This is a genomic window from Marinomonas foliarum, from assembly GCF_016906065.1.
GTDB lineage: Bacteria > Pseudomonadota > Gammaproteobacteria > Pseudomonadales > Marinomonadaceae > Marinomonas > Marinomonas foliarum.
This window is the reverse complement of record NZ_CP070273.1, coordinates 3,180,220-3,203,616: the sequence shown is the minus strand read 5'-3', so window position 1 is coordinate 3,203,616 and position 23,397 is coordinate 3,180,220. Positions and strand designations below refer to the sequence as shown.

20 protein-coding genes are annotated in these 23,397 nt (G+C 42.9%); 13 read left to right on the top strand and 7 right to left on the bottom strand.

Annotated elements, in window-relative coordinates:
- Together JSY38_RS14895 and JSY38_RS14890 are read right to left on the bottom strand one after the other, a co-directional pair.
- Entirely contained in the window at positions 1–2,757 is a 2,757-nt protein-coding gene (locus JSY38_RS14895) for a DNA translocase FtsK (protein ID WP_420844525.1), read from the bottom strand.
- A gap of 164 nt (positions 2,758–2,921) precedes the next feature.
- Positions 2,922–3,809, bottom strand: a complete 888-nt coding sequence (locus tag JSY38_RS14890) for a hypothetical protein (RefSeq protein WP_205113883.1) — start codon at positions 3,807–3,809, stop codon at positions 2,922–2,924.
- Positions 3,810–4,334: 525 nt separating this feature from the next.
- Here JSY38_RS14890 and aat point away from each other — a divergent pair.
- Entirely contained in the window at positions 4,335–5,081 is a 747-nt protein-coding gene (gene aat / locus JSY38_RS14885) for a leucyl/phenylalanyl-tRNA--protein transferase (RefSeq protein ID WP_205113881.1), read from the top strand.
- A gap of 229 nt (positions 5,082–5,310) precedes the next feature.
- Entirely contained in the window at positions 5,311–5,529 is a 219-nt protein-coding gene (infA, locus tag JSY38_RS14880) for a translation initiation factor IF-1 (RefSeq protein ID WP_110571526.1), read from the top strand.
- 188 nt (positions 5,530–5,717) lie between these two features.
- On the opposite strand, the gene clpA is transcribed toward infA, so the two are convergent.
- On the bottom strand, positions 5,718–7,973 hold the full coding sequence (gene clpA, locus JSY38_RS14875; protein ID WP_205113879.1) for an ATP-dependent Clp protease ATP-binding subunit ClpA: 2,256 nt from the start codon (positions 7,971–7,973) through the stop codon (positions 5,718–5,720).
- Positions 7,974–7,993: 20 nt separating this feature from the next.
- Positions 7,994–8,344 (bottom strand): ATP-dependent Clp protease adapter ClpS, encoded by a 351-nt coding sequence (clpS, locus tag JSY38_RS14870; RefSeq protein WP_114410265.1) that lies wholly within the window; start codon positions 8,342–8,344, stop codon positions 7,994–7,996.
- A gap of 300 nt (positions 8,345–8,644) precedes the next feature.
- Between clpS and JSY38_RS14865 the strand changes: the two genes are divergently transcribed.
- The 9 genes from JSY38_RS14865 (at position 8,645) to JSY38_RS14825 (ending at position 17,715) form a co-directional block, all read left to right on the top strand.
- Positions 8,645–8,899: a cold shock domain-containing protein gene (locus JSY38_RS14865; RefSeq protein WP_114410266.1), complete on the top strand. Its 255-nt coding sequence runs from the start codon at positions 8,645–8,647 to the stop codon at positions 8,897–8,899.
- 124 nt (positions 8,900–9,023) lie between these two features.
- Positions 9,024–9,752 (top strand): pseudouridine synthase, encoded by a 729-nt coding sequence (locus JSY38_RS14860; RefSeq protein ID WP_205113877.1) that lies wholly within the window; start codon positions 9,024–9,026, stop codon positions 9,750–9,752.
- A complete protein-coding gene (locus JSY38_RS14855) occupies positions 9,646–10,092 on the top strand; it encodes an NUDIX hydrolase (protein WP_239543988.1) in 447 nt (148 codons plus the stop codon). The genes JSY38_RS14860 and JSY38_RS14855 overlap by 107 nt, the downstream gene beginning before the upstream one ends.
- A gap of 77 nt (positions 10,093–10,169) precedes the next feature.
- Positions 10,170–11,291 carry a tRNA 2-thiouridine(34) synthase MnmA gene (gene mnmA, locus JSY38_RS14850; RefSeq protein ID WP_205113875.1) on the top strand — a complete coding sequence of 374 codons (1,122 nt, stop codon included), beginning with the start codon at positions 10,170–10,172 and terminating at the stop codon, positions 11,289–11,291.
- A 17-nt stretch (positions 11,292–11,308) separates the two neighbouring features.
- Positions 11,309–11,938, top strand: a complete 630-nt coding sequence (gene hflD, locus JSY38_RS14845) for a high frequency lysogenization protein HflD (protein WP_114410269.1) — start codon at positions 11,309–11,311, stop codon at positions 11,936–11,938.
- A gap of 242 nt (positions 11,939–12,180) precedes the next feature.
- Complete coding sequence (locus JSY38_RS14840; RefSeq protein WP_205113873.1) at positions 12,181–14,403, top strand: NADP-dependent isocitrate dehydrogenase; 2,223 nt, start codon at positions 12,181–12,183, stop codon at positions 14,401–14,403.
- 196 nt (positions 14,404–14,599) lie between these two features.
- Positions 14,600–15,973: an adenylosuccinate lyase gene (purB, locus tag JSY38_RS14835; protein ID WP_205113871.1), complete on the top strand. Its 1,374-nt coding sequence runs from the start codon at positions 14,600–14,602 to the stop codon at positions 15,971–15,973.
- 113 nt (positions 15,974–16,086) lie between these two features.
- A complete protein-coding gene (locus JSY38_RS14830) occupies positions 16,087–17,289 on the top strand; it encodes a cupin domain-containing protein (RefSeq protein ID WP_205113869.1) in 1,203 nt (400 codons plus the stop codon).
- A gap of 9 nt (positions 17,290–17,298) precedes the next feature.
- Positions 17,299–17,715 carry a GNAT family N-acetyltransferase gene (locus tag JSY38_RS14825; protein WP_205113867.1) on the top strand — a complete coding sequence of 139 codons (417 nt, stop codon included), beginning with the start codon at positions 17,299–17,301 and terminating at the stop codon, positions 17,713–17,715.
- A 116-nt stretch (positions 17,716–17,831) separates the two neighbouring features.
- Here JSY38_RS14825 and JSY38_RS14820 read toward each other — a convergent pair whose 3' ends face one another.
- Positions 17,832–18,452, bottom strand: a complete 621-nt coding sequence (locus JSY38_RS14820; protein WP_205113865.1) for a BamJ family beta-barrel-assembly machinery protein — start codon at positions 18,450–18,452, stop codon at positions 17,832–17,834.
- A 443-nt stretch (positions 18,453–18,895) separates the two neighbouring features.
- Here JSY38_RS14820 and JSY38_RS14815 point away from each other — a divergent pair, with 443 nt between their 5' ends.
- Positions 18,896–19,378 carry a universal stress protein gene (locus JSY38_RS14815; protein WP_205113863.1) on the top strand — a complete coding sequence of 161 codons (483 nt, stop codon included), beginning with the start codon at positions 18,896–18,898 and terminating at the stop codon, positions 19,376–19,378.
- A gap of 87 nt (positions 19,379–19,465) precedes the next feature.
- A complete protein-coding gene (locus JSY38_RS14810; RefSeq protein ID WP_205113861.1) occupies positions 19,466–21,463 on the top strand; it encodes a DNA topoisomerase III in 1,998 nt (665 codons plus the stop codon).
- A gap of 31 nt (positions 21,464–21,494) precedes the next feature.
- On the opposite strand, the gene JSY38_RS14805 is transcribed toward JSY38_RS14810, so the two are convergent.
- Positions 21,495–22,115 carry a LysE family translocator gene (locus JSY38_RS14805; protein WP_205113859.1) on the bottom strand — a complete coding sequence of 207 codons (621 nt, stop codon included), beginning with the start codon at positions 22,113–22,115 and terminating at the stop codon, positions 21,495–21,497.
- Between the two features lie 111 nt (positions 22,116–22,226).
- A complete protein-coding gene (locus JSY38_RS14800) occupies positions 22,227–23,009 on the bottom strand; it encodes a hypothetical protein (protein ID WP_114410280.1) in 783 nt (260 codons plus the stop codon).
- Positions 23,010–23,397 lie beyond the last annotated feature (388 nt).

Here is a 23,397-nt window from a genome sequence, read left to right as displayed (position 1 = left end):
TTACTCTGGAATTAAGATATCTCTTTGTCCATTGGTTCCCATTGGGCCAACTAAACCAGCGGCTTCCATTGATTCAACCAAATTAGCCGCTCTGTTGTAACCTATTTTCAATCGACGTTGAATAGAAGAGATCGAAGCTTTACGCGTTTCAATGACAATTTTCACAGCTTCATCATAAAGTGCATCTTTATCTTCACCGCCACCATCAGTCATTAAATCCTCTGGATTCACAACAACATCTTCAATGTACTCAGGCTCACCACGCTGTTTCCACTCTTCTACCACCGCATGAACTTCTTCATCTGACACAAAAGCACCATGCACACGAATTGGCGTTGGCAATCCGGCCGGAAGATACAGCATGTCCCCCATACCCAAAAGCTGATCCGCCCCACCTTGGTCAAGTATGGTTCGTGAGTCAATTTTCGACGACACCTGAAACGCCATTCGCGTCGGTATATTCGCTTTGATCAAACCAGTAATGACATCTACCGATGGACGTTGCGTCGCCAAGATTAGGTGAATACCTGCTGCCCTTGCCTTCTGAGCAATACGAGCAATCAGTTCTTCTACTTTTTTACCCACGATCATCATCATGTCGGCAAACTCATCGACTATGATAACGATATACGGCAAAGGCTCTAAATATGGCACTGTACGAGCCACACCATCTTCCGAGAACATCGCCATTTCTGGCTGCCACAATGGATCTTCAATTGGCTTACCAGCTTCAATGGCATCACGAACCTTTTTGTTATAACCCGCAATATTTCGTACACCAAGTTTCGACATGAGCTTGTAGCGACGCTCCATTTCATCTACCGACCAACGCAAGCCATTGGCAGCGTCTTTCATGTCAGTAATAACAGGGGTTAATAAATGCGGAATACCTTCATAAATCGACAATTCAAGCATTTTCGGGTCAACCATGATCATACGCACTTCGTCTGGAGTCGACTTCAGCAACATACTTAAGATCATAGCGTTAACGCCCACAGATTTACCTGAGCCTGTCGTACCTGCCACCAACACATGAGGCATTTTAGCTAGATCGACAACAACGGGTTCACCAGAAATATCATGACCTAGTGACAAGGTGAGTGGCGAGGAAGATCTGTCATAAGCATCGCAATTGATCACTTCAGAAAAGTAAACGGTATCGCGAACCTGGTTAGGAATCTCAATCCCGATCGTCGACTTGCCAGCAATAACTTCGACCACGCGAACACTCATAACACTCAAAGAACGCGCGAGGTCTTTTGCTAAATTGGTAATTCGAGAAACCTTCACTCCTGGTGCTGGCTGAATCTCGAAGCGTGTAATAACAGGCCCTGGGTTCACTTCAACCACTTCCGCTTTTACACCGAAATCCTGCAGGCGCTGCTCTAACAATTCAGACAAAGCTAACAACTCATCTTCAGAGTAACCACCCTGCTTAGGTTTTGGCTTGGTCAGCACGGAACGATCAGGTAATGAATAAGCCTCTATTTTTTTATTGCTATCCGCCTCATCAGAATAAGGACCGCCTAGAGAATCTAACTGCTTAGCCTCAGACAAAGTACGAAAAGCGGGTTTATGGGCTGGCGAAATGTCTGCAGGAGCAGATTTGTCTGGATTAAACAGCATCGCATCAGCTTGTTCTTTGGAAATACCCGATGAGACAAGCTCTGGCTCGGCTTGAACTGATTGCTCTTTCACTGGCTGCTTATATTGTTGCATGTTCGCATCTTTTGCAGCGTCATCACTATTTGCTGACCAGGACTCTTCTATATAAAGGGTGTCACCAAAGTTAACGTCTTTATCATCAAAAGATAATCCATCCGACGCTAAATCATCAAAGCCACCGAACTCTGGCTCCGTATGAATAGAGGGCTCTTTATCAGGCCCCTCATTTTTCTCTTTTGAAGACGAAGATCGAGCTTTTGAAAACAAAGCTGATAAGCTAAATTTAGATTTTTTGGTATCAGCCGAATGTGACTCTTCATCTACCGATACAGAATCTTCGAACAAAATATCTGCTGTAGGTCGCTCATTCTGTTCTTTCTGCGCCTTTCTTCTTTTTCTAACTATTGCAGGCTCTTCAACCTCATCAGAAACGCTGTCTAGGTCAATAAGCTCATTTTTCTTATTGGCTTTCTGCTCTCGATTACTAATCCACTTCTGACGAATAAACATGGCAAAGTTGTAGGCTTTTTCACCTAAGCGGTCCATCAAACTCAACCAATGTACTTGAGAAAGCAGAGTAAATGACAAAATCACTAAAGCAAGACTAACTAAAGTCGAACCATCATAACCAATGAAGCCATACATCAAAATGCCAAGGCCGCGCCCTAAAATGCCACCCGTACCATATTGCAGGGAAGGTTCTCCGACCGAATGCAAAAAGCACAGCACGGAGCCAAAACACAAATACAAGATACTCCCAATGGTGCAAAGCAAAGTGTTATTAAGAGGTAATAAGGAGTGCGGGTTACGCCATAAAATGATAGCTACCCAAAAGAACAAAGGCGGTAAAGAGTAGAATAAAGAACCGAAAAAGCCTGACGCCAAATCGGCAATAATGGCACCAATAGGTCCCATAGAGTTCTGGATAGCGACCCCACTGCCGGAATAAAACCAACCAGCATCGTCTGGGTTATAGGTATAAGTCGCCAAACCAAAAAAGAACAAACATAATAAAGCAGCAATAAACGCTGACTGCTTGGCAAACAATTCCCAAATTGGTGATCGTACCGACTCACTCATTTTTTCTGACAAAACGCGCCTTCCTATTTCATGCTAACCAAAACAAAATAAGCTCCATTCAAAGGAGCAACAAGTTCGCTAAGCTTACCATAAAAAAAGCCAACCCAAAGGGTTGGCTTTCGCTTTAACTCGTAAAGGTGTTCTCATTTTTCAGAGAAGACCTTTAGGGGAAACGCTTAGAAAGAAACTTTAGCACCAACTACAGAGTAATCAGAATCATCAGCTTCATAAGATAGGTAAGAAGCGTAGAATGTTACGTCACCTGGAGTATAGTAAGCTGTAAATTCAGTACGACCTTGATCTTCTAAATCAGAACCAACAGTCAAACCAGCATCAGTATCATCAGAGTTTGTAGAATTTGCTTCGCCACCACGTGTGAAATATTGAGCAGCAAGAGTCAGCTGTTCACTAACTGGTAACTCAATACCAACACCAGTGTTCATTACATCTGCATCATCGATTGAACCTACGCGAACGAATGAAGACAATGTTGCCATACCAAGAGGCACTTTAACACCAACAGTTAAAAGTTGGTTATCAACGTCGTCAGACATTTTGTAGCCCGCAGATACACCCAAAGTCAAACCGCTAAGATCTGTTGAGTAAGCAACAGCTAGTGAGCCAACATTGTCGTTTGTTCCACCTTCAAGCGCTACTGTTAGACCTTCAGCCAACATATAACGGATAGCCAGAACATCACCAAAATCTTCTTTGGCATTGTCATTATCTTCTTCTACGCCAGCACTGTAAGCAACAGAGTCTAGAATGGTGCCATCAAAGTCACCAAACTGAACAGCGCCTTGCTTAACATAGATTTCATCTAAGTTGAATCCGCCATTACCGTCATCAGCTTCCATGTCTAGATCAAAGTAAACAAGGCCTGTATCACCGATGATATTCACTTCACCACGGTTAGCAGTGGTGCCGTCTTTACCTGATTCTTGAGATTTATACTCAAGACCAGCTGTACCCTTAAAAACTGGCTCAGCAGCAAAAGTAGTAGTAGAAACAGCAGCCGCTACAGCAGATACCGCAAACACAGAAGCAAGTTTAATCGCTTTCATTCAAGATTCCCCTTTATATTATATAATATGGTCTTGCAGACCTATCGATCGATTTTCTTTTCAAACCAAAAACGTTGTCAAATCAACGATTCAAGCATTCTAAAACCTATCAGTTTCACTTTTGTGACATCAGCCAAAAAAACGAAATATCCTTTTAGTCCCTAATACCGCATCCGATTATGATTTCGAATTACTGTTTAGCACTGCATTGATTAAAACTAAGTTTTCCCTTTCAGGTCAAGCACTCCTTGCACTTTTTTTCTTTTTTTTTGCTTTTTCACCCTCTCTCTGTGCAAAAAAACACGCAAAAAGAGACATATAAAGCAAAATCAATGATCTATTAATACACATTTTACAAAAAAAAACACTTCTTTGTGTCAGAAAAAAGCAAAAAACACACCCTTTCTTCCTTACTTCGAAAATATCGGTACCTACTTTCTTTTCTTTAGCTTTTTTAATCAAAATATTCAAGAATAGCCTAGAATCAGCTAAACATGCCATCAACACTAGGACAATGAGAGACTAATGTCAGCGTCACATAACCATAATGATAAACACGAACTTATATTACTTTCAGAGTCTCCATACGACACCCCAAACCCAAATAAGGCATTACAAGACCCTGAAGGCCTCTCTGCAATTGGTGGAGACTTAACCACGACGCGCTTACTTCATCTGTACAGCAAAGGATTCTTTCCATGGTTTAGCGACCCCGACCCTATCTTGTGGTGGCATCCAGAACAGAGATGCGTATTAGTCCCCGAGCATTTCCATACATCAAAATCCCTCATAAAGGCCTCTAGAAAAGAAAACTGGATGTACTCGGTCAATCAAGATTTTGCATCAGTTATTGGTTACTGCTCAGCCTTACGGGCGGACAAAGAAGGCACTTGGATATCCAATGACATCAAAGCAGCCTACACAGAACTGCATAAACTAGGCTACGCACATTCAATTGAAATTTGGCTTGATGATAAGTTGGTTGGTGGGTTTTATGGCGTGGCTATGGGCAAGATATTTTTTGGCGAATCCATGTTTTCTCTGCACCCCAATGCATCAAAAGTCGCATTAAAATCATTTTGTGATGTCGCTAAAGATTGCCAAATTGAACTCATAGATTGCCAAGTTGAATCAGCGCATTTACTTTCGCTAGGGGCGAAACAATTACCTCGCAACGATTTTTGCGCAGTACTTACTAAACTCATACCCAAGATAGAAAAGAATTCAAAACTCATTAACATCGGAAAAAATTCGAAGAAATGCTCTCTGTAATACAAAAATAGACGCTATCCGAATGCAACTAGGTTTGCCTTACGCTGCATTTTTAGGCAAAATACGCTCGATCAAAATTCAGACGTCGCTAAATACGCAATCATGATTTAGATATTTAGCGCTCAACCGACCAAGAGAAACATCTTTTTTCTTCGTCTGCAGACCTTGGCGGGTCACAAGGTCGGCGTCTACTAAACAAATAGTAAGTTAACACTATAGGACACATATTGTGGCAAAAGAAGAAGGCTTAGAAATGGAGGGCACTATCATTGATACGTTGCCTAATACCATGTTCCGTGTTGAATTAGAAAACGGACACATCGTAATCGCACATATCTCTGGTAAAATGCGCAAAAACTACATTCGTATTTTGACTGGTGACAAAGTAAAAGTGGAATTAACTCCTTACGACCTATCTAAAGGCCGTATCGTATACCGCGCACGTTAATTTAAGCTGCCCTCAAAAAGCACCTTGAAATAAACGACATAAAAAAACCGGACATTGTCCGGTTTTTTTATGTCGCTAATACCTGTAGGTCGGCCTCTAGGCCGTCAAAAACCCGATAACACTGAACCAAAAACCTTGACGCGCTAAAGCACGACCTACAAGATCGACGGAGTTCGTTTTGTAACAGTTTAATGAACAACCGCCTCTTTTATCACTTCAAACTGAAGCTCATCGCTTTTTTCATTCAAAGCAACTTTGACATGACCACCATCGTGCAAATCCCCAAAGAGGATATGATCAGCCAGAGGCTTCTTCAGATGCTCCTGAATCACCCTCGCCATTGGGCGCGCACCCATCTGACGATCGTAGCCTTTATTCGCCAACCAGCCTCTGGCAGTGTCTGAGACCTCCAACAAGACACCTTTCGGATCCAGCTGAGCCTGCAACTCCACCAAGAACTTATCAACCACATTAAAGATGATACGCTCATCAAGCTGCTGAAACTGAATAACAGCATCAAGACGGTTTCTAAATTCTGGCGTGAAAGTGCGATTAATCACCTCCATGCCGTCAGTTGAGTTGTCTTGACTAGAGAAACCAATCGAACGACGAGCCAACTCTTCAGCCCCCGCATTCGAAGTCATCACTAAAATGACATTACGGAAATCCGCCTTGCGTCCGTTGTTATCCGTCAAGGTACCGTGATCCATTACTTGCAGAAGCAAGTTAAAGACCTCTGGGTGAGCCTTCTCAATCTCATCCAATAGCACGACACTGTGTGGATTCTTCGTCACTGCTTCTGTTAGCAAGCCGCCTTGATCAAAACCAACATAGCCCGGCGGGGCACCAATCAAACGAGATACCGCATGGCGTTCCATGTATTCCGACATATCGAAACGAATGAGCTCAAGCCCTAATTGTTTGGCTAGCTGTTTGGTAACTTCTGTTTTACCGACGCCCGTCGGACCAGCCATCAAGAAAGAACCAATAGGCTTTTGTTCAGCCTTCAAACCTGCACGAGATAACTTAATCGCAGCGGATAAAGAATCAATGGCGTTGTCTTGCCCGAAGACCACCATTTTCAGGTTGCGTTCAAGGTTAGACAAGACTTGTCTATCATCAGAGTTAACTGCTCTCACAGGCACTCTGGCGATCTTAGAGACGATATCTTCAATATCAGCAACCGTGATAACCCCTTTACGCTTGTCTTCTGGCTGTAGCCGCTGATAAGCACCAGCTTCATCCACAACATCAATCGCTTTATCAGGCATATGACGATCTGTCACATAGCGCTGAGCAAGCTCGGCTGCTGCCAATAAGGCTGGCTCTTCGTACTTAACCTTATGATGCTCTTCAAATGCACCAATGATGCCTTTCAGAATTTGATAAGTATCATCAACACTTGGCTCATTTACATCAATTTTCTGGAAGCGACGTGCCAACGCGTGGTCTTTTTCAAACACACCACGAAACTCTTGGAATGTTGTTGAACCAATACAGCGCAAACCACCCGAACTCAATACAGGCTTGAGCAAGTTGGAAGCATCCATGACACCACCAGAAGCCGCACCCGCACCAATGATGGTATGAATTTCATCAATAAACAGAATAGCATTCGGTAACTTTTTCAGTTCGCCGAGCAATTGTTTAAGACGTTTTTCAAAATCTCCGCGGTATTTAGTACCTGCGAGCAAAGCCCCCAAATCCAAGGAATAAACCACACCGTCCGCAATAACATCAGGCACCTGTCCATCAACAATACGTTTTGCTAAGCCTTCAGCAATGGCTGTTTTACCAACACCAGACTCACCAACCAAGAGAGGGTTGTTTTTACGACGGCGAGAAAGCGTTTGTATTACTCGCTCAACTTCGTATTCACGACCAATCAGCTTGTCTATTTTTCCAGCTTTAGCTTCTTCATTTAAATTAGTAGCAAATTTTTGCAACGGCGCAGTATTCGTATCTTCGGCCTCGTCATCATGATCCATATCTTGAGAAGCGGCATCGCCCGTTTTAGAAATACCGTGTGCAACATAATTGACCACATCAATTCGTGCTACGCCATGACGTTTTAGAAGATAAACTGTTTGGCTTTCTTGCTCACTAAAAATAGCCACCAGCACATTCGCGCCTGTGACTTCGCGTTTACCAGAAGATTGAACATGGAAGACCGCACGTTGTAACACGCGCTGAAAACCTAACGTAGGTTGAACTTCACGCTCTTCGTCGTCTTCAGGAATTAGAGGTGTAGTGCTATCTACGAATTCCTCAAGCTCCTTACTTAAGATGTCTAAATTCACACCACATGCTTTTAGGACGCTTGAAGCAGCGCCATTTTCAATAAGAGCTAATAATAAATGCTCAACCGTCATGAATTCATGGCGCTTGTCGCGCGCCGCTTTGAAAGCTGTGTTCAGGGTTTGCTCTAGTTCTTTATCTAACATTGCTATTCCCTCACTCTGAATCAGTCGACCTTTTGTAGGTCACACATTAAGGGGTGCTCATTTTGTTCCACGAACTGTTGTACCATTGCCACTTTAGTTTCAGCAATATCAAAGGGATAAATTCCACAAACACCTTTCCCTTTTTGATGCACTTCTAACATTACCTGATTAGCCTTCTCCCCATCCATAGAAAAAAACCGTTGTAACACAAATACGACAAAATCCATTGGCGTAAAGTCATCATTGAACAGTACCACCTGATACATAGAGGGTGGTTTTAATTCAGTTTCCTCTGGGGCAATCGCAATACTCGAATGCCCGTGTTGTTCATCATCTTCTGATACTAGTCTAATTTCTTGATCTACAATCATTCCACGCCTCTGAGGCTACATTTTTTCACATAATATGCCACATATGACACATTACTACTCATATACGGTCATTTCTTAAAAACAGATTACCACTTGGGTTTTACAAATACCAAAAGGGCTTCTACGCTTTTATTGGGGTGACCAAATGTGCAATCAATGTTTGTTAATAAAATTCTAGCATTGATTGCTCAAAAACAATTCGCACCTATTTAGCAATCTACGATATCCGAACTATATTTTAAAATTTGAACAGCCCGCTATGACAGGCTAACTATGTTCTGAGTGGATAAGGAGTGGCTCATGCATCACGGATCAGTGAAGTGGTTTAACAATGCAAAAGGATATGGGTTCATTGTGTCTGAAGACTTTAATGAAGATTTATTTATTCATTATTCTGCGATCAATGTAGAAGGATACAAAACCCTAAAAGCAGGACAAGCAGTGACATTTGATGTCGAACCAGGAGAAAGAGGGTTACACGCTATTGAAATAAACCCAACCATATCAAATCAAGAGGATGCAACAAAAAGCGACTCAAAAACACAGCCTGCATAATAGCACCAAGCTTCATCGCTATCCGAAGACGAATTTGTTATCTTACTCCCTTCATGGGGAGTGAGATGATATTATTCGGCTCTTCTTTAGATTTAAAACACCTCCTAAAGCACCTATTACCTTGATGCCTTCAAACTTAATTTTATTCAACAAACCCTTTCGAGTACTAAGCCAATTTTCTGCCGAAGGAGACAAAGCCACACTTGCAAAGTACATTGATGCACCGGATTTTTACCCTGCGGGGCGACTAGACTTTGACTCAGAAGGCCTATTGCTACTTACCAACCAAGGGGCTCTGCAACATATTATCGCCTCTCCAGACTTTAAAATGCCAAAGACTTATTGGGTTCAAGTAGAAGGTGATATTTCAGACGAGGCGCTAGAAAAATTAAGACGAGGTGTTGAACTAAAAGATGGGCTAACTAAACCCGCCCAAGCAGAACGCATGGCAGAACCCGCCATTTGGGACAGAACGCCACCCGTTCGCTATCGTGAAGCCATCCCGACCAGCTGGTTATCACTACAAATTCGCGAAGGTAAAAATCGACAAGTTCGTCGAATGACGGCTGCCGTTGGTTTTCCAACACTCAGGTTAATTCGCTATGCCATTGGTCCTTATACTTTAGAAAATACAGGAATTGGCCAATGGAACTATATAGAGCCAACTGACCATTTACTAAAAGAGGTTAATCAGTTTGAAGAGCAAAGAAATAGAAAAGCTGCCTCACCTAACCGTCGCCGCCCTAGTGAGAAAGGACAACAAAGATCCCAAGGCAACAAAGTTTCTCATGGTGAAGGAATGGCAAGACGGAAACCTAGTACTAAACCAACCAGCCGGCCACGTCGAAAATAACGAAAGCGTCACTCAAGCCGTTATTCGCGAAACAAGAGAAGAATCAGGCTGGCTAGTAGAACCTATCGGCCTGCTTGGCATGTATGCATTTACACCTTACGAAGGCGCTGACACCTATCATCGGCTGTGCTTCTTGTGCGAGGCGGTGAATGAAACTCATGAACCGCTCGATAACGACATTGTTTCTAGCCATTGGCTAACGTATGAAGAAATCATGGCTCTGCCTCATCGCAGCCCATTAATTAAAGCCTGCATTGAAGATTCATTTAATAACCCCATTATCTCCTTATCTTTTGTATCGAATCAATTTCTTCGGCCTATGCCAATAATCAGAAAGTGATACAATAACCTACATTACATTCATCTGAGGCAATGCCTCTTCGCTTTGCGAAAATAACAGTCGAGAAATCACAGCACATGAAAGACAGCCCTATTGCGAACAACGCAAACAGCTCAAAAAAAGTCATTGTCGGCATGTCCGGCGGTGTCGACTCCTCTGTATCAGCCCTTATTCTGATGCAACAGGGTTATCAGGTTGAAGGTCTTTTCATGAAAAACTGGGACGAAGATGATGGTACAGAATATTGCACCGCCAAAGACGATCTAGCGGATGCGCAAGCTGTGTCCGATAAATTAGGTATTAAGCTGCATACAGCTAACTTTGCCTCAGAATATTGGGACAACGTTTTCGAACACTTCCTTGCCGAATACAAAGCTGGACGCACACCAAACCCAGACATTCTGTGCAACAAAGAAATCAAATTCAAAGCATTTTTAGAATACGCGATGGCGTTAAACGCGGATTATATAGCCACTGGACATTATGTTCGGCGTGGTGATAAAAACGGTGAGCCATTACTGCTAAAAGGCTTAGACGGTAATAAAGACCAAAGTTACTTTTTGTATGCGGTTGGCAAAGACGAAATCGCCAAAACACTTTTCCCTGTTGGTGAACTGGAAAAGCCAGAAGTACGTCGCTTGGCTGAAGAGTTTGGTCTAGTCACTCACAACAAAAAAGACAGTACCGGTATTTGCTTCATCGGAGAACGACGTTTCAAAGACTTTCTCGAACAATATTTACCTGCTCAACCAGGTGATATCGAAACCCTTGAGGGTGACAAAATTGCTCGCCACCATGGTTTGATGTATCACACCATTGGCCAACGACAAGGCTTGGGGATTGGTGGCCTCGCTAAATATTCAGACGATCCATGGTATGTGGTTGAGAAAGACCTAGAACGTAATGTTCTGATCGTTACGCAAGGCGGCCAACATGAGTCCTTGTTTAAAACGCATTTGATTGCCGACAACTTCGATTGGGTTGCGAGAGAAAAACCAAGCTTTCCATTAACATGTAAAGCAAAATGCCGTTACCGCCAAGCAGACCAAGACTGCACTATTAACGAGTTGGCCGATGGCCGTGTTGAAGTCTCCTTTTTGGAACCGCAACGAGCAATCACACCAGGCCAATCAGTGGTATTTTATGTAGACGAAGTGTGTCTTGGTGGTGGCATTATTAATGTCGCTTTTAACAAGTAGCTATTAAGAGAGAAAACGTGAGTAGCAGAGAAAAAGAGCAAACTATCGCCCTATCCGCTGTTTTCCAAGCAGCAGAGTTGGTGTCTATTTTAGCCAAAACGGGGAAAGTAGATAACGCCAGTTTACAGCCGCTTTTAGACAGTATTTTAATGCTGAACGCAGGCTCTACAGAAGACATCTATGGTGGGCAATGGGATTGCCAAAGCAATCTTGCGCTGGGGCGACGCATCACTCGACAGGCACTTGGCAAAGAGCGAAGCAGCGTCAACCCAGACACACTTAGATATGCGCTAAGTCTAATTCACTTGGAAAACAAATTATCTAAAACACCTGAAATGCTGTCTCAGATTGGCCAAAAAATCACCCATATTGAACAGAAAAAAGCCCATTATGAAAGTGTATTACATGAAAATATGCTGGCGTCTATTTCGGGCATGTATCAAGACACGCTGAGCAAATTACCCTTTCGTATTCAGGTTCACGGGGACAGCCGTTTTTTACAGCAACCACAGATATCAAACCAAGTCAGAGCCATCCTAATGGCCGGCATTCGTGCTGCTATGTTATGGCGACAACTTGGTGGTAAACGCTGGCATTTAATTTTTAAACGCAAAGCATTATTAAATGCCTTGGAATCTCGTAATTAATTTAAAAAGGTCTTATAGGCCTTTTTTTAGCGCTAAAAAAATCCATTAAGACAGTGAAATAATTGAAATCAATTTCCAGTATATCCTAGGGTCGATATCTCTAACTTAGTTTTTTAGGTAGTATATCGTACAAATTTTTAACCTGTACCAGTTAGCTTGTACGAACAGTTTAAATTAGGGAATGGCGGCTAAAAGTCATCTTCGATTCAATAGGCTAATGCCTGAAATGTTAGGGGAATTACATGTCAACGAAACAAACTATCTACTATACATTTACGGATGAGGCGCCAGCTCTGGCAACCGCGTCTCTACTTCCTATCTTTGGCGCTTTCGCAAAAGAAGCAGACATCGAACTAAAACTGACAGACATCTCTTTAGCAAGTCGTGTTATCGCTGCTTTTTCAGACTTACTTCCTGCAGACAAACAAGCGGAAGATGGCCTCAAATTCCTAGGTGACCTAACAGCAACACCTGAAGCAAACATTGTTAAGCTTCCTAACATCAGTGCTTCGTTACCACAGCTTTATGCAACAATTAAAGAGTTAAACGCTGAAGGTTACGACCTTCCTGAATACCCTGAAAACCCACAAACTGACGAAGAAAAAGACGTTCAAGCACGCTACTCTAAAGTGCTAGGTAGTGCAGTAAACCCTGTTCTTCGTCAAGGCAACTCGGACCGTCGCGCGCCAGCAGCTGTTAAAGGCTTCGCTCGTAAAAACCCTCACTCAATGGGCAAATGGAGCAAAACGTCTGTTTCACACGTTGACTACATGCGTGATGGCGATTTTTACTCTTCTGAACAGTCCACTACGATGGATTCTGCTCAAACCGTTAAGATCGAATTCGTTGCAAAAGACGGTTCTGTCGAAGTGAAAAAGTCACTTCCTCTACTTGCTGGCGAAATCATTGACAGCATGAACATCAGCACTCAAAAGCTTCGCGCTTTCTTTGAAGCATCACTACAAGAAGCGAAAGAAGACAACATCATGTGGTCTGTGCACTTAAAAGCCACCATGATGAAAGTGTCTCACCCAATTGTATTTGGTCATGCAGTCACTGTTTTCTACAAAGACGTTTTCGAAAAATACGGCGAGCTTTTCAAAGAAATCGGCGTTAACCCAAACAATGGCTTAGGTAGCGTTTACGATAAAATTCAAAGCCTTCCAGAAGCGAAGCAAGAAGAAATCAAACAAGCCATTCAAGACGTTTACAAAACACGTCCTGAACTAGCGATGGTAGACTCAGACAAAGGCATCACTAACCTTCACGTACCAAGCGATGTAATCGTTGATGCGTCTATGCCTGCAATGATCCGTAACTCTGGTAAAATGTGGGGCCGCGATGGTAAAGCACACGATGCAAAAGCCGTCATTCCAGACAGCACTTACGCGCGTATTTACCAAGAAACTATCAACTTCTGTAAAACTAACGGCGCATTCGATCCAGTTACAATGGGTACAGTGCCAAACGTTGGCCTAATGGCGCAAAAAGCAGAAGAATACGGCTCTCATGATAAAACCTATGAAATGAAAGCTGACGGCGTGATGCGCGTTGTGGATGCAAACGGCAATGTCCTAATGCAGCACAATGTTGAGAAAGGCGATATCTGGCGTGCTTGCCAAACCAAAGACGCTGCTATTCGCGACTGGGTAAAACTAGGTGTTACTCGTGCCCGTCAATCTGACACACCTGCTGTTTTCTGGTTAGAAGACGTTCGTGCACACGATAACGAGCTACGTAAAAAAGTAGAAACTTACCTAAAAGACCACGATACAAGCGGACTAGACATTCGCATCATGTCTTACAACGAAGCAATCCGTTTCTCTATGGAACGCATTATTCGCGGTAAAGACACAATCTCAGTAACAGGTAACATCCTACGTGACTACCTAACAGACTTGTTCCCAATCTTAGAATTGGGCACGTCTGCGAAAATGTTGTCTATCGTACCAATGCTTAATGGCGGCGGCATGTATGAAACAGGCGCAGGCGGTTCTGCTCCTAAGCACGTTCAACAGCTTGTTAACGAAAACTACCTTCGTTGGGACTCTCTAGGTGAATTCCTTGCCGTAGCAGTATCTTTCGAAGAACTTGGCATCAAGCACAGCAACGAGAAAGCAAAAGTTCTTGCTAAGAGCTTAGATAAAGCGACTGGCAAATTACTAGACACCAACAAGTCTCCTTCTCGCAAAGTGGGCGACATTGATAACCGTGGTAGCCATTTCTACCTAGCGCTTTACTGGTCTCAAGAGCTTGCAGCACAGACTGAAGATGCAAACTTAGCGGCTAAATTCGCTCCTCTTGCTAAGCAATTAGCAGACAATGAAGAGAAGATTGTTGCTGAACTTGCAGCGGTACAAGGTAAACCTTCTGGTCTATCTGGTTACTACCACATGGACCTAAATGAAGTGGCTAAGATTATGCGTCCTAGCGCAACATTCAACGGTGCCCTATCTTCTCTATAAGTTGGTAGACCCAAGGCAAACATTTTGTCTTTAAAGTGAAATCAAAGCCTCAAGTAACTCGCTTACTTGGGGCTTTTTCATTTTGTTGGAAAAATCATCAACAAAACAAAGCTAATCCCTTTCACGCCATAGAAGTACGTGCCCCTTTTGCCTATAATAGCCGCTCCCTGAAAACCATGTTCGAGGCGTTATCTCAATGGAATTAACTAGCTTAAATGCAATTTCCCCTATCGACGGTCGTTACGGATCGAAAACAAACGTACTACGTCGCTCCGTGAGCGAGTATGGTTTGCTGCGTATGCGAGTCATAGTCGAAGTTCGCTGGCTACAGGCTCTTGCCAAACACCCACAAATCATCGAAGTTCCGGCCTTGAGCAATGAAGCGAGCGCTTTATTAGATCAACTTGCGGAAAACTTCAGTGAAGCTGATGCACAAGCCATTAAAGACATTGAGAAAACCACGAACCACGATGTCAAAGCGGTAGAGTATTTTATTAAGAACAAAATGGCAGACAATGCAGAACTTGCTGCTATCTCTGAGTTTGTTCACTTTGCTTGTACATCTGAAGACATCAACAACTTATCTCATGCATTGATGTTGCGTGAAGCATTGGAAAAAGGCATTGCTCCAGAGCTTAAAAACGTTATCAAGGCCGTTCAAGATCTAGCGATTGAGCACGCTGAGCAGTCTATGTTGTCTCGTACACACGGCCAAACAGCATCACCAACGACTGTTGGTAAAGAAATGGCCAACGTTGCAGCTCGTCTTAGCCGTCAACTTAAGCAAATCGAAAACGTTGAATTTTTAGGCAAAATCAACGGCGCTGTGGGCAACTACAACGCTCACCTTTCGGCTTACCCTGATGTGGATTGGCAAGCTCACGCAGAAGCCTTTGTTACTTCTTTAGGTTTGACTTGGAACCCTTATACTACTCAAATTGAACCGCATGATTACATCGCTGAGCTATACGATGCCATTTGCCGCTTCAACACTATCTTGATCGATTTCGACCGTGATGTGTGGGGCTATATTTCTATGGGCTTCTTCAAGCAAAAAACCATTGCTGGCGAAATCGGCTCTTCAACAATGCCACACAAAGTTAACCCGATCGACTTCGAAAACTCTGAAGGCAACTTGGGTATTGCGAACGCTATCATGGGTCACTTGAGCGCTAAATTGCCTATCTCTCGCTGGCAGCGCGACCTAACTGATTCTACAGTTCTTCGTAATCTTGGCGTTGGTTTGGCTCACAGCTTAATTGCTTACCAAGCAACGCTAAAAGGCATCAGCAAGTTGGAAATCAACGCGCCTCGCCTTGAAGCTGACCTTAACAGTGCTTGGGAAGTATTGGCTGAGCCAATCCAAACCGTTATGCGTCGCTACGGTATCGAATCTCCATACGAGAAGCTAAAAGAGCTAACCCGCGGCCGTGCTATCGACCAAGCAACCATCGAAGCTTTTGTCGATACGCTAGACATGCCCGAGCAAGCCAAAGCCGAATTGAAAGCGTTAACACCAAGCACTTACATCGGTAATGCGGTGGCACAAGCGAAAGCGATTCGTAACTAAGCCTTACTGTAACAAGTAAATAAAAGAGCCGATTTATCGGCTCTTTTTGCCTTTAAGGCTACTAACCTTTAGCAATATCACTACTTTCTTTGTTCTTTTTTGATGAGCGATTTATGACAGACCTAAATACACCGTTGACTATTCTTGGTGGCATCACTGCCCAAACCTTTATCGACGAATATTGGCAGAAAAAGCCTTTGTTGATCCGCGGTGGTCTTGTCGATTTCACTCTGCCCCTAGAAGCCGATGAGCTTGCTGGCATGGCAATGGAAGAAGAAATTGAATCTCGTATTGTGATCGAGAACGGCTTAAGTCCATGGGAAATACGCCAAGGCCCATTTAACGAAGATACTTTTGCAACCTTGCCAGAGAAAGAATGGACTCTATTAGTTCAAGCCGTTGATCATTGGGTACCAGAAATTCAAAATTTAAAAGAACAATTTGAATTCTTACCAAGCTGGCGCTTAGACGATGTGATGGTCAGCTATGCGACAGAAGGTGGCAGCGTTGGTCCACATTACGATCAATACGATGTGTTCCTAGTGCAAGTATCTGGCAAACGCCGCTGGCAAGTTCTCGCTCCAGATGAATACCAAGATTCAGCAATTGCAAATATCCAGCTGCATATTCTAGACAACTTCCCTGTTAATCCAGACATGGATTGGGAACTGGAAGCTGGTGATATTCTCTATTTGCCACCTAACTTTGCTCATAATGGCCGATCACTAGACGACGAGTGCATGACCTACTCCATCGGTTTCCGTGCGCCAAGTATGCAAGATGTCTTAACTGGGGTTCGCGATAAACTATGTGAGGCAGACAATGTAAAAGACCGCTTTGCCGCGCCTGAAACAACTAACCGTCAGCACAGCGCTCACATCAGTAAAGATGATATTCAATACTTACAAACCGAATTAGCTCGCCTTATTAATCAACCTGACCTACTCGCTGAGTGGTTAGGAGAAACCATGAGTGAAAGCAAATACCCAGAGTATCTGGCACCATTAAATCAAGAAGAAGTAAACGACGCGTTTAGCAGTGCGACACAAGGTCAGACCTTTATTCGTCCTGGCGATGCGCGTATTTGTTATTATGCTCAGCAGAGCACTAAGGACAAAGGCAAGATTCGTGTCTTTTGTAATGGCGAAAATTTACTTGCAGATGCAGAGCTAACTGGCTTTGTAGAAGCGGTTTGCCATCAAGTGGAGTTTGATTTTTCAGGTCTAGATTTACAACAAAATAGTGACTTAGAACCTCTTGTGCGCTTTCTGATTCGTCAGCAAGGACTAATCGAATTGGTTGCACCAGAAGAATAAGGAAAGGCAATGAAGGTTTTAACATCAGACTGGAACAGCAGCAAAGATCAACTTACTTTTGTGCGCAAACAAGTCTTTATCATTGAACAAGGTATAGACCCACAAGACGAATGGGATGAGCTAGACGAAGACGCCGTTCACTTTGTTTCCTTTGGTACAACAGCCGTTCCAACGGGAACCTGTCGTTTAACAGACAATGGCCAAATCGGCCGTTTGGCAGTTCTACCCGCATACCGACATCAGGGCTATGGCGAAATGCTGTTAATTCGTGCAGTGAAAGTCGCCAGAGAAATGGGCATTCGCAAAGTGTTTTTACACGCCCAAGTTGACGTACAAACCTTCTATGAAAAGCAAAACTTTCATACTGATGGCAAGGTTTTTTTAGAAGCTGGAAAAATGCATATTCGTATGGAAAGAGATATCTAGCAGCACTATTCAGCATACAACTCAAACAAAAAAGCGAGCTAGCCCATTTCGGTTAGCTCGCTTTTTACGTATCGTTTGTTGTGCTTTACTTTCAAACAGTTAACTAAATAACAGCTTTAGATAACAGCAATCAGTTCAACATCAAATTGCAATACAGAGAAAGGTTGAATCAATGCGCCAGCGCCTTGAGCACCGTATGCCAATTCAGCAGGAATAGTAAGACGGTATTTCGCACCTTCTTTCATCAATTGAAGACCTTCAGTCCAACCTGCAATAACACCAGTTAGTGGGAATTCAATTGGCTCGCCACGAGCAACAGAGCTATCGAATACTTGTCCGTCAATCAAACGGCCTTCGTAATGTACACGAACTGTGGCTTCACGGTTTGGAGTTGCACCTGTACCTTCTTCAAGAACTTCGAACTGCAGGCCACTTTCAGTTGTTTGAACGCCGTCTTTTGCTTTATTCGCAGCAAGGAAATCTTCACCCGCTTTTACGTTCTCTTCAGACGCTGCACGGCTTTTTTCTTCCATTTTTTGCTGTAGTTCAGCAAAAGCAGCTTCTAGTTCTTCACCAGGAACGCGCATTTCAGTACCGTTTAGGGCATCTTCAATCGCTGCAAAAAGGTGAGTTAGAGATAATTCACCAAGATCGCTACCACGTAGTTGATCACCAATTTGACGACCAATGCCGTATGCGATTTTTGCTTCGTTAGAGTCGAACGACAGTTCAGACATGATTACACTCTCTTATTCGTTAACTAAAAAATTGAGCGCATATCATAACATAGGCAGCCCTCATGGGCTTCTCCTCAAACGCCACAATTCCTAAAATTCCTTTGGTAAAAATATATTTATCAGCGCCATAGATTTATTAAATGATATTCATTATCATTAATAGCAACCGTTATTCATTCTGGAGTGCGCCATGAAAACCAAAATATTTATCCCATCTCCAAAGAGTTGCACAAACAATAAACAACCAACAGATTACTGGGGGATATTGTTTATTAGCTTTATTTTTCTTTCATCAATAAGCTGTTTTTTATTCGCCAATCACAGTGATCGACAAGTATCCAACAATCTATCGTTTTCAAACTACTCGACAATAATTGACACAGATCAGAGCAGTCAAAGCTAAAAGGATTAAGCTTCTAGGTACATTGAAAGAGGATCTTGCCATGTTACCTAAAATAAACACAATTGTTTATGCCTGTGATCTAGATACAAAAACCCAAGCGGCCATGGAACTTGTCTTAAGCTTAGCGAGTACACATAAGGCAAAAGTCATCATCATGCACGCTATAGAGCCACTAAATGCTCAAGCATCTAACATGATCAACAATTACATTACTGAAGACGTTAGAAGCGAAATGCGCAAAGAAGCACTCACAGAAATTGATGGTCGTATGCAAAGATTACTTTCTGAGTTTATGGACAAATATTCAGCAGAACTTTCAAATCTAGAAACACCACCAGAAACCGTTATTGTTAACGGTGTTCCATCTGAATCAATCCAACGCTTAGCAGCAGAAAAAAAGGCGGATTTAATAGTGATGAATAGCAGAACACACGGACGCCTAAGCCAAATGATCATTGGCTCAACCGCAAACAAAGTCATTCATACCAGCTCAATTCCTGTGTTAGTTGTGCCAATAAAATAGCCATCACTTAATTAAATAACACATCACTCTAGTCACACTTCTCTGCGTTCGATACACTTACTGTATATATAAACAGTAAGTGTATTTATGATTCTTTATATCGCCGAAAAACCCAGCCTTGCCCGAGCCATTGCTGCTGCCCTACCCTCGCCTCAAAAAAAGGAAGAAGGTTGTATCTGGCTGCCTAACGGTGACTGCATCAGTTGGTGTATCGGTCACTTGCTAGAGCAAGCGGAACCCCACCAATATAATCCGGCCTTCAAGTCTTGGAATTTAGACCACTTACCTATTATTCCGACCGATTGGCAATGGCAAGAAAAAGCCAACACCAAAAAGCAGCTGGGCGTTTTAAAAAAACTCATTAAAAAAGCAACAACATTGGTTCATGCTGGCGACCCGGACCGAGAAGGGCAACTTTTAGTCGATGAGGTTTTACACTACACAAAAACACCAGTTCAAAAGCTAAAAAACACTCAGCGACTGCTAGTAAATGACTTAACTCCGTCCGCCATCAAAAAAGCATTAAACAATTTACGCTCCAACAATGAGTTCGCAGCTCTTTCTCGTTCAGCCTTAGGGCGTGCTCGCGCGGACTGGTTGTTTGGACTGAACCTAACTCGGGCTTATACCATCAGAGGCCGCCAAGCCGGCTATCAGGGCGTTTTATCTATTGGGCGGGTGCAAACCCCAGTATTGGGTTTAGTCGCAGCGAGGGACAAAGAAAGGGAAGCCTTTGTTCCCAAAGATTTTTATCAAGTTTGGGCAAGTATTCAGACACCACAAGGCGCTTTGTTTCAAGCCAAGTGGTTACCCAGCGAAGCTTGCCAACCCTACATGGATGACGAAAATCGAGTACTCAGCTTACTGCTGGCAAAAAACGTTGCCAACCGTATTACCAATAAGCCAGCGATTGTCATGGAAGCAAATTACAAACAAAAAAAGCAGCCAGCCCCTCTACCCTATAGCTTGTCAGCCCTACAAATCGATGCAGCAAAGGCTTTTTCTCTATCGGCACAACAAGTATTGGATACTTGCCAAGCGCTTTATGAACGCCATCAAATGATCACCTACCCAAGATCCGATTGCCGTTATTTGCCAACTCAACAACATAAAGATGCGCCTGCTATTATAGCGGCTCTCGCACGATCCAGCGGGGAAACCCAGCAAGGCGCCCTGAACGCAGACGCATCACGAAAAAGTAAAGCGTGGAACGATAAACAAGTCACTGCTCACCATGCCATTATCCCAACCACGCAAGCCCACAAAGTGGTATCTCTTTCTAAGACAGAAGCTCTAGTCTTTAACTTAATTGCTAGACAATATCTCATGCAGTTTTATCCTGAGTACGACTATCTAGCGTCTTATATTAAACTGGAAATTGAAGGTGGGTTGTTTGAAGCCAAAGGCAACACACCTATTTCACTAGGTTGGAAACGTCTTTTACCGAATAAGAGCAAAGCAAAAGACCCAGATGACGAAAGCCAAAATGAACTCCCAAAACTGAATAAAAACGAAGAGCTATGGTGTACACAAGGCCAAGTTCAAGAAAAGGTCACTACGCCGCCAGCTGCTTTCACGGATGCAACTTTACTTGCCGCTATGACAGGCATCAGCCGGTTTGTCACAGACAAAGATATTAGAGCCATCTTAAAAGAAACCGATGGACTTGGCACTGAAGCGACACGAGCCAGCATTATAGAGTTACTTTTCAAACGCGGCTTTTTGATGAGACAGGGAAAACAAATTCACGCCAGCCAAACAGGCCGCGCCTTTATTGACTGCTTACCAACACAATTAGTCACCCCAGATATGACGGCAAAATGGGAATCAGCCCTGAACAGCATCAGTCTTGGCGAAGCCAGCTATCAAACCTTCATGACGAGCCTAGAAGTCAATTTGAATCAGCTACTCAGCGCTTCCCGAGAAATGCCTACCTCTGCCTTGCAAAACTTACCACCGCCAGCTAAAAACCCTTTTGCCAAGCGTAAAGGCACAACAAGTAAAAGAACATCGAGCACAAGGAAAACATCGGGAGCAAAAACCGATGCCACAAAAACAAGAAGACGCTCAAAAGCGTCTTCTTAATAAAAATGGCATGTTTTAAGCTGGCTTGCTATCAACCAATAGCAAGCCATAAACCAACACCAATCATCAATGTGCCAGCAATACGGTTCATTATGCGCACATTACCACTCTGCATAAGAAGAGACTTTAACGTTCTTCCGCCTGCTGCGTAAATCAGCAAGCAAGTAAATTCTAAAGTAAGAATGATTGCAATCAGTACTATCAGCTGGCTTGCCAAAGAATGGCTCGCATCCAAAAATGGCGGCAATAAGGCGACAAAAAAAGCCCAACCTTTCGGGTTAGCAATAGCAGTTACAAAGCCTTGGGAAATCAAATCAAACCGAGATGCTGGTTTACTGTCTGTCGAATCCGCTTTAATGGCCATTTTGCCTTTAGACAGCCACATTTGCAGGCCAACATAAGCAAGGTAAGCACCGCCAAGGTATTTTAATACGATAAATACACTAGGGTAATTTAATAACAAAGCAGCGACGCCAATAGCCGATAAAATAGCCACCATGGCAACACCAACTAACTCTCCTAACATCATCCATAGAGCGCGTTTGACTCCAATCGTCATACCTAACGTCATCGCTAATGTCATACACATACCTGGTGTAACAGACACAAAAAAGAAGGTCGGAATAAAAGCCGACAAAAGCGCTAAATTCACAGAAGGTCCTTTATAAATAATGAGGGGTTAAAATGCAAAATTGTCATGGCTGCACTCAACTAGCAAGTACTAAATATAAATAGACAATAAGATTATTTGATAAGAGTTCGCTTAAAAACGTTTCTTTTCCTGGAACGTCGAATCTTCGATGAATTTGTTCCACTCATCGTCCAGTTCTTCTTCACCTTGGTTATCCATATCACGGCTAATTTCATCTTCCGCTTTTTGCAAGACAAGATCTTCTTCTATTTCCTGAATCAACTCTTTTAACTTCAGAATAGTAGCCTGAGCCTCAACAGACTCTTTAATAGGATTCAATTGCGAAAGCGATTCTTTATACATTTCCAGAGCAGAACTCATCTGACCGCTTAAAAATGCCTTCCTAGCAAGATGAGAGTGGTAATCTGAATTAACTTTGTAATGGAAAAAATTAAGTAACTTGTTATAACGATTAACAACATCAGAATCGATGGTTTTTTCTTTTTGCGAAAGAATTAAGTAAGACTTAAAAGACTCAAATAAGCGTCTAACTTCGATAATTAGCAGCTCATCATTCATAGGCTTAGCACGTCTCTTCTGTTTACTTCCTTGAAACTCTTTCATTTCTGCGGCTATGTTTTGTCGACGACGACTCAAAGTCGCATCAGGCTGTAAGGCAATAAGCTGGTCATAAAGAGAAACCATCCTAGAAAAAAGCCACAGTTTCATATCCTTAGGTTGATACTGAGGAGGCATTTCATCAAGATAGCGACGCACTTGGCGCAATTGATTATTTAGAGCAGCCACTTTACGCAACTTTTCTAATCTTGCTTGCTCTTTAAGCTGTAGAAAAATCGCAAAAGCAATAAATCCACCGATAACCAGCAAAAGTACAGTGATGGTAACAGCAGTCATATCGTAGGTTTTTTACCTTAATATTGTTTATGGAATAATTTCATTCCGCTACTTTTGTCAAAATAGATTACTCCAAATCATTTCTGCTCGAGCTTTGCCCCATCCTTTTTAAAAACAAACTTCTTCAACATCCTGTATCCATTTTTGGAGGCGTGCCGTATCTTTTTAGAGGTATTCACGGAACCATTTTTTAATAGCCGACAAGAGCACACAAAATTCATGCAATCACCGCTCTTTACCATCGTCTAAATTTTATCAAGTCTATCAAACCAACGCGTCTCGGTAACAAAACACGCATCACATTATAGCAATCTGGCGACTTCTAGCCACACCATGCTACTGAGTTCTTTAAGTACAGACTGAAGTACATCGTGTATTTGCATTAATT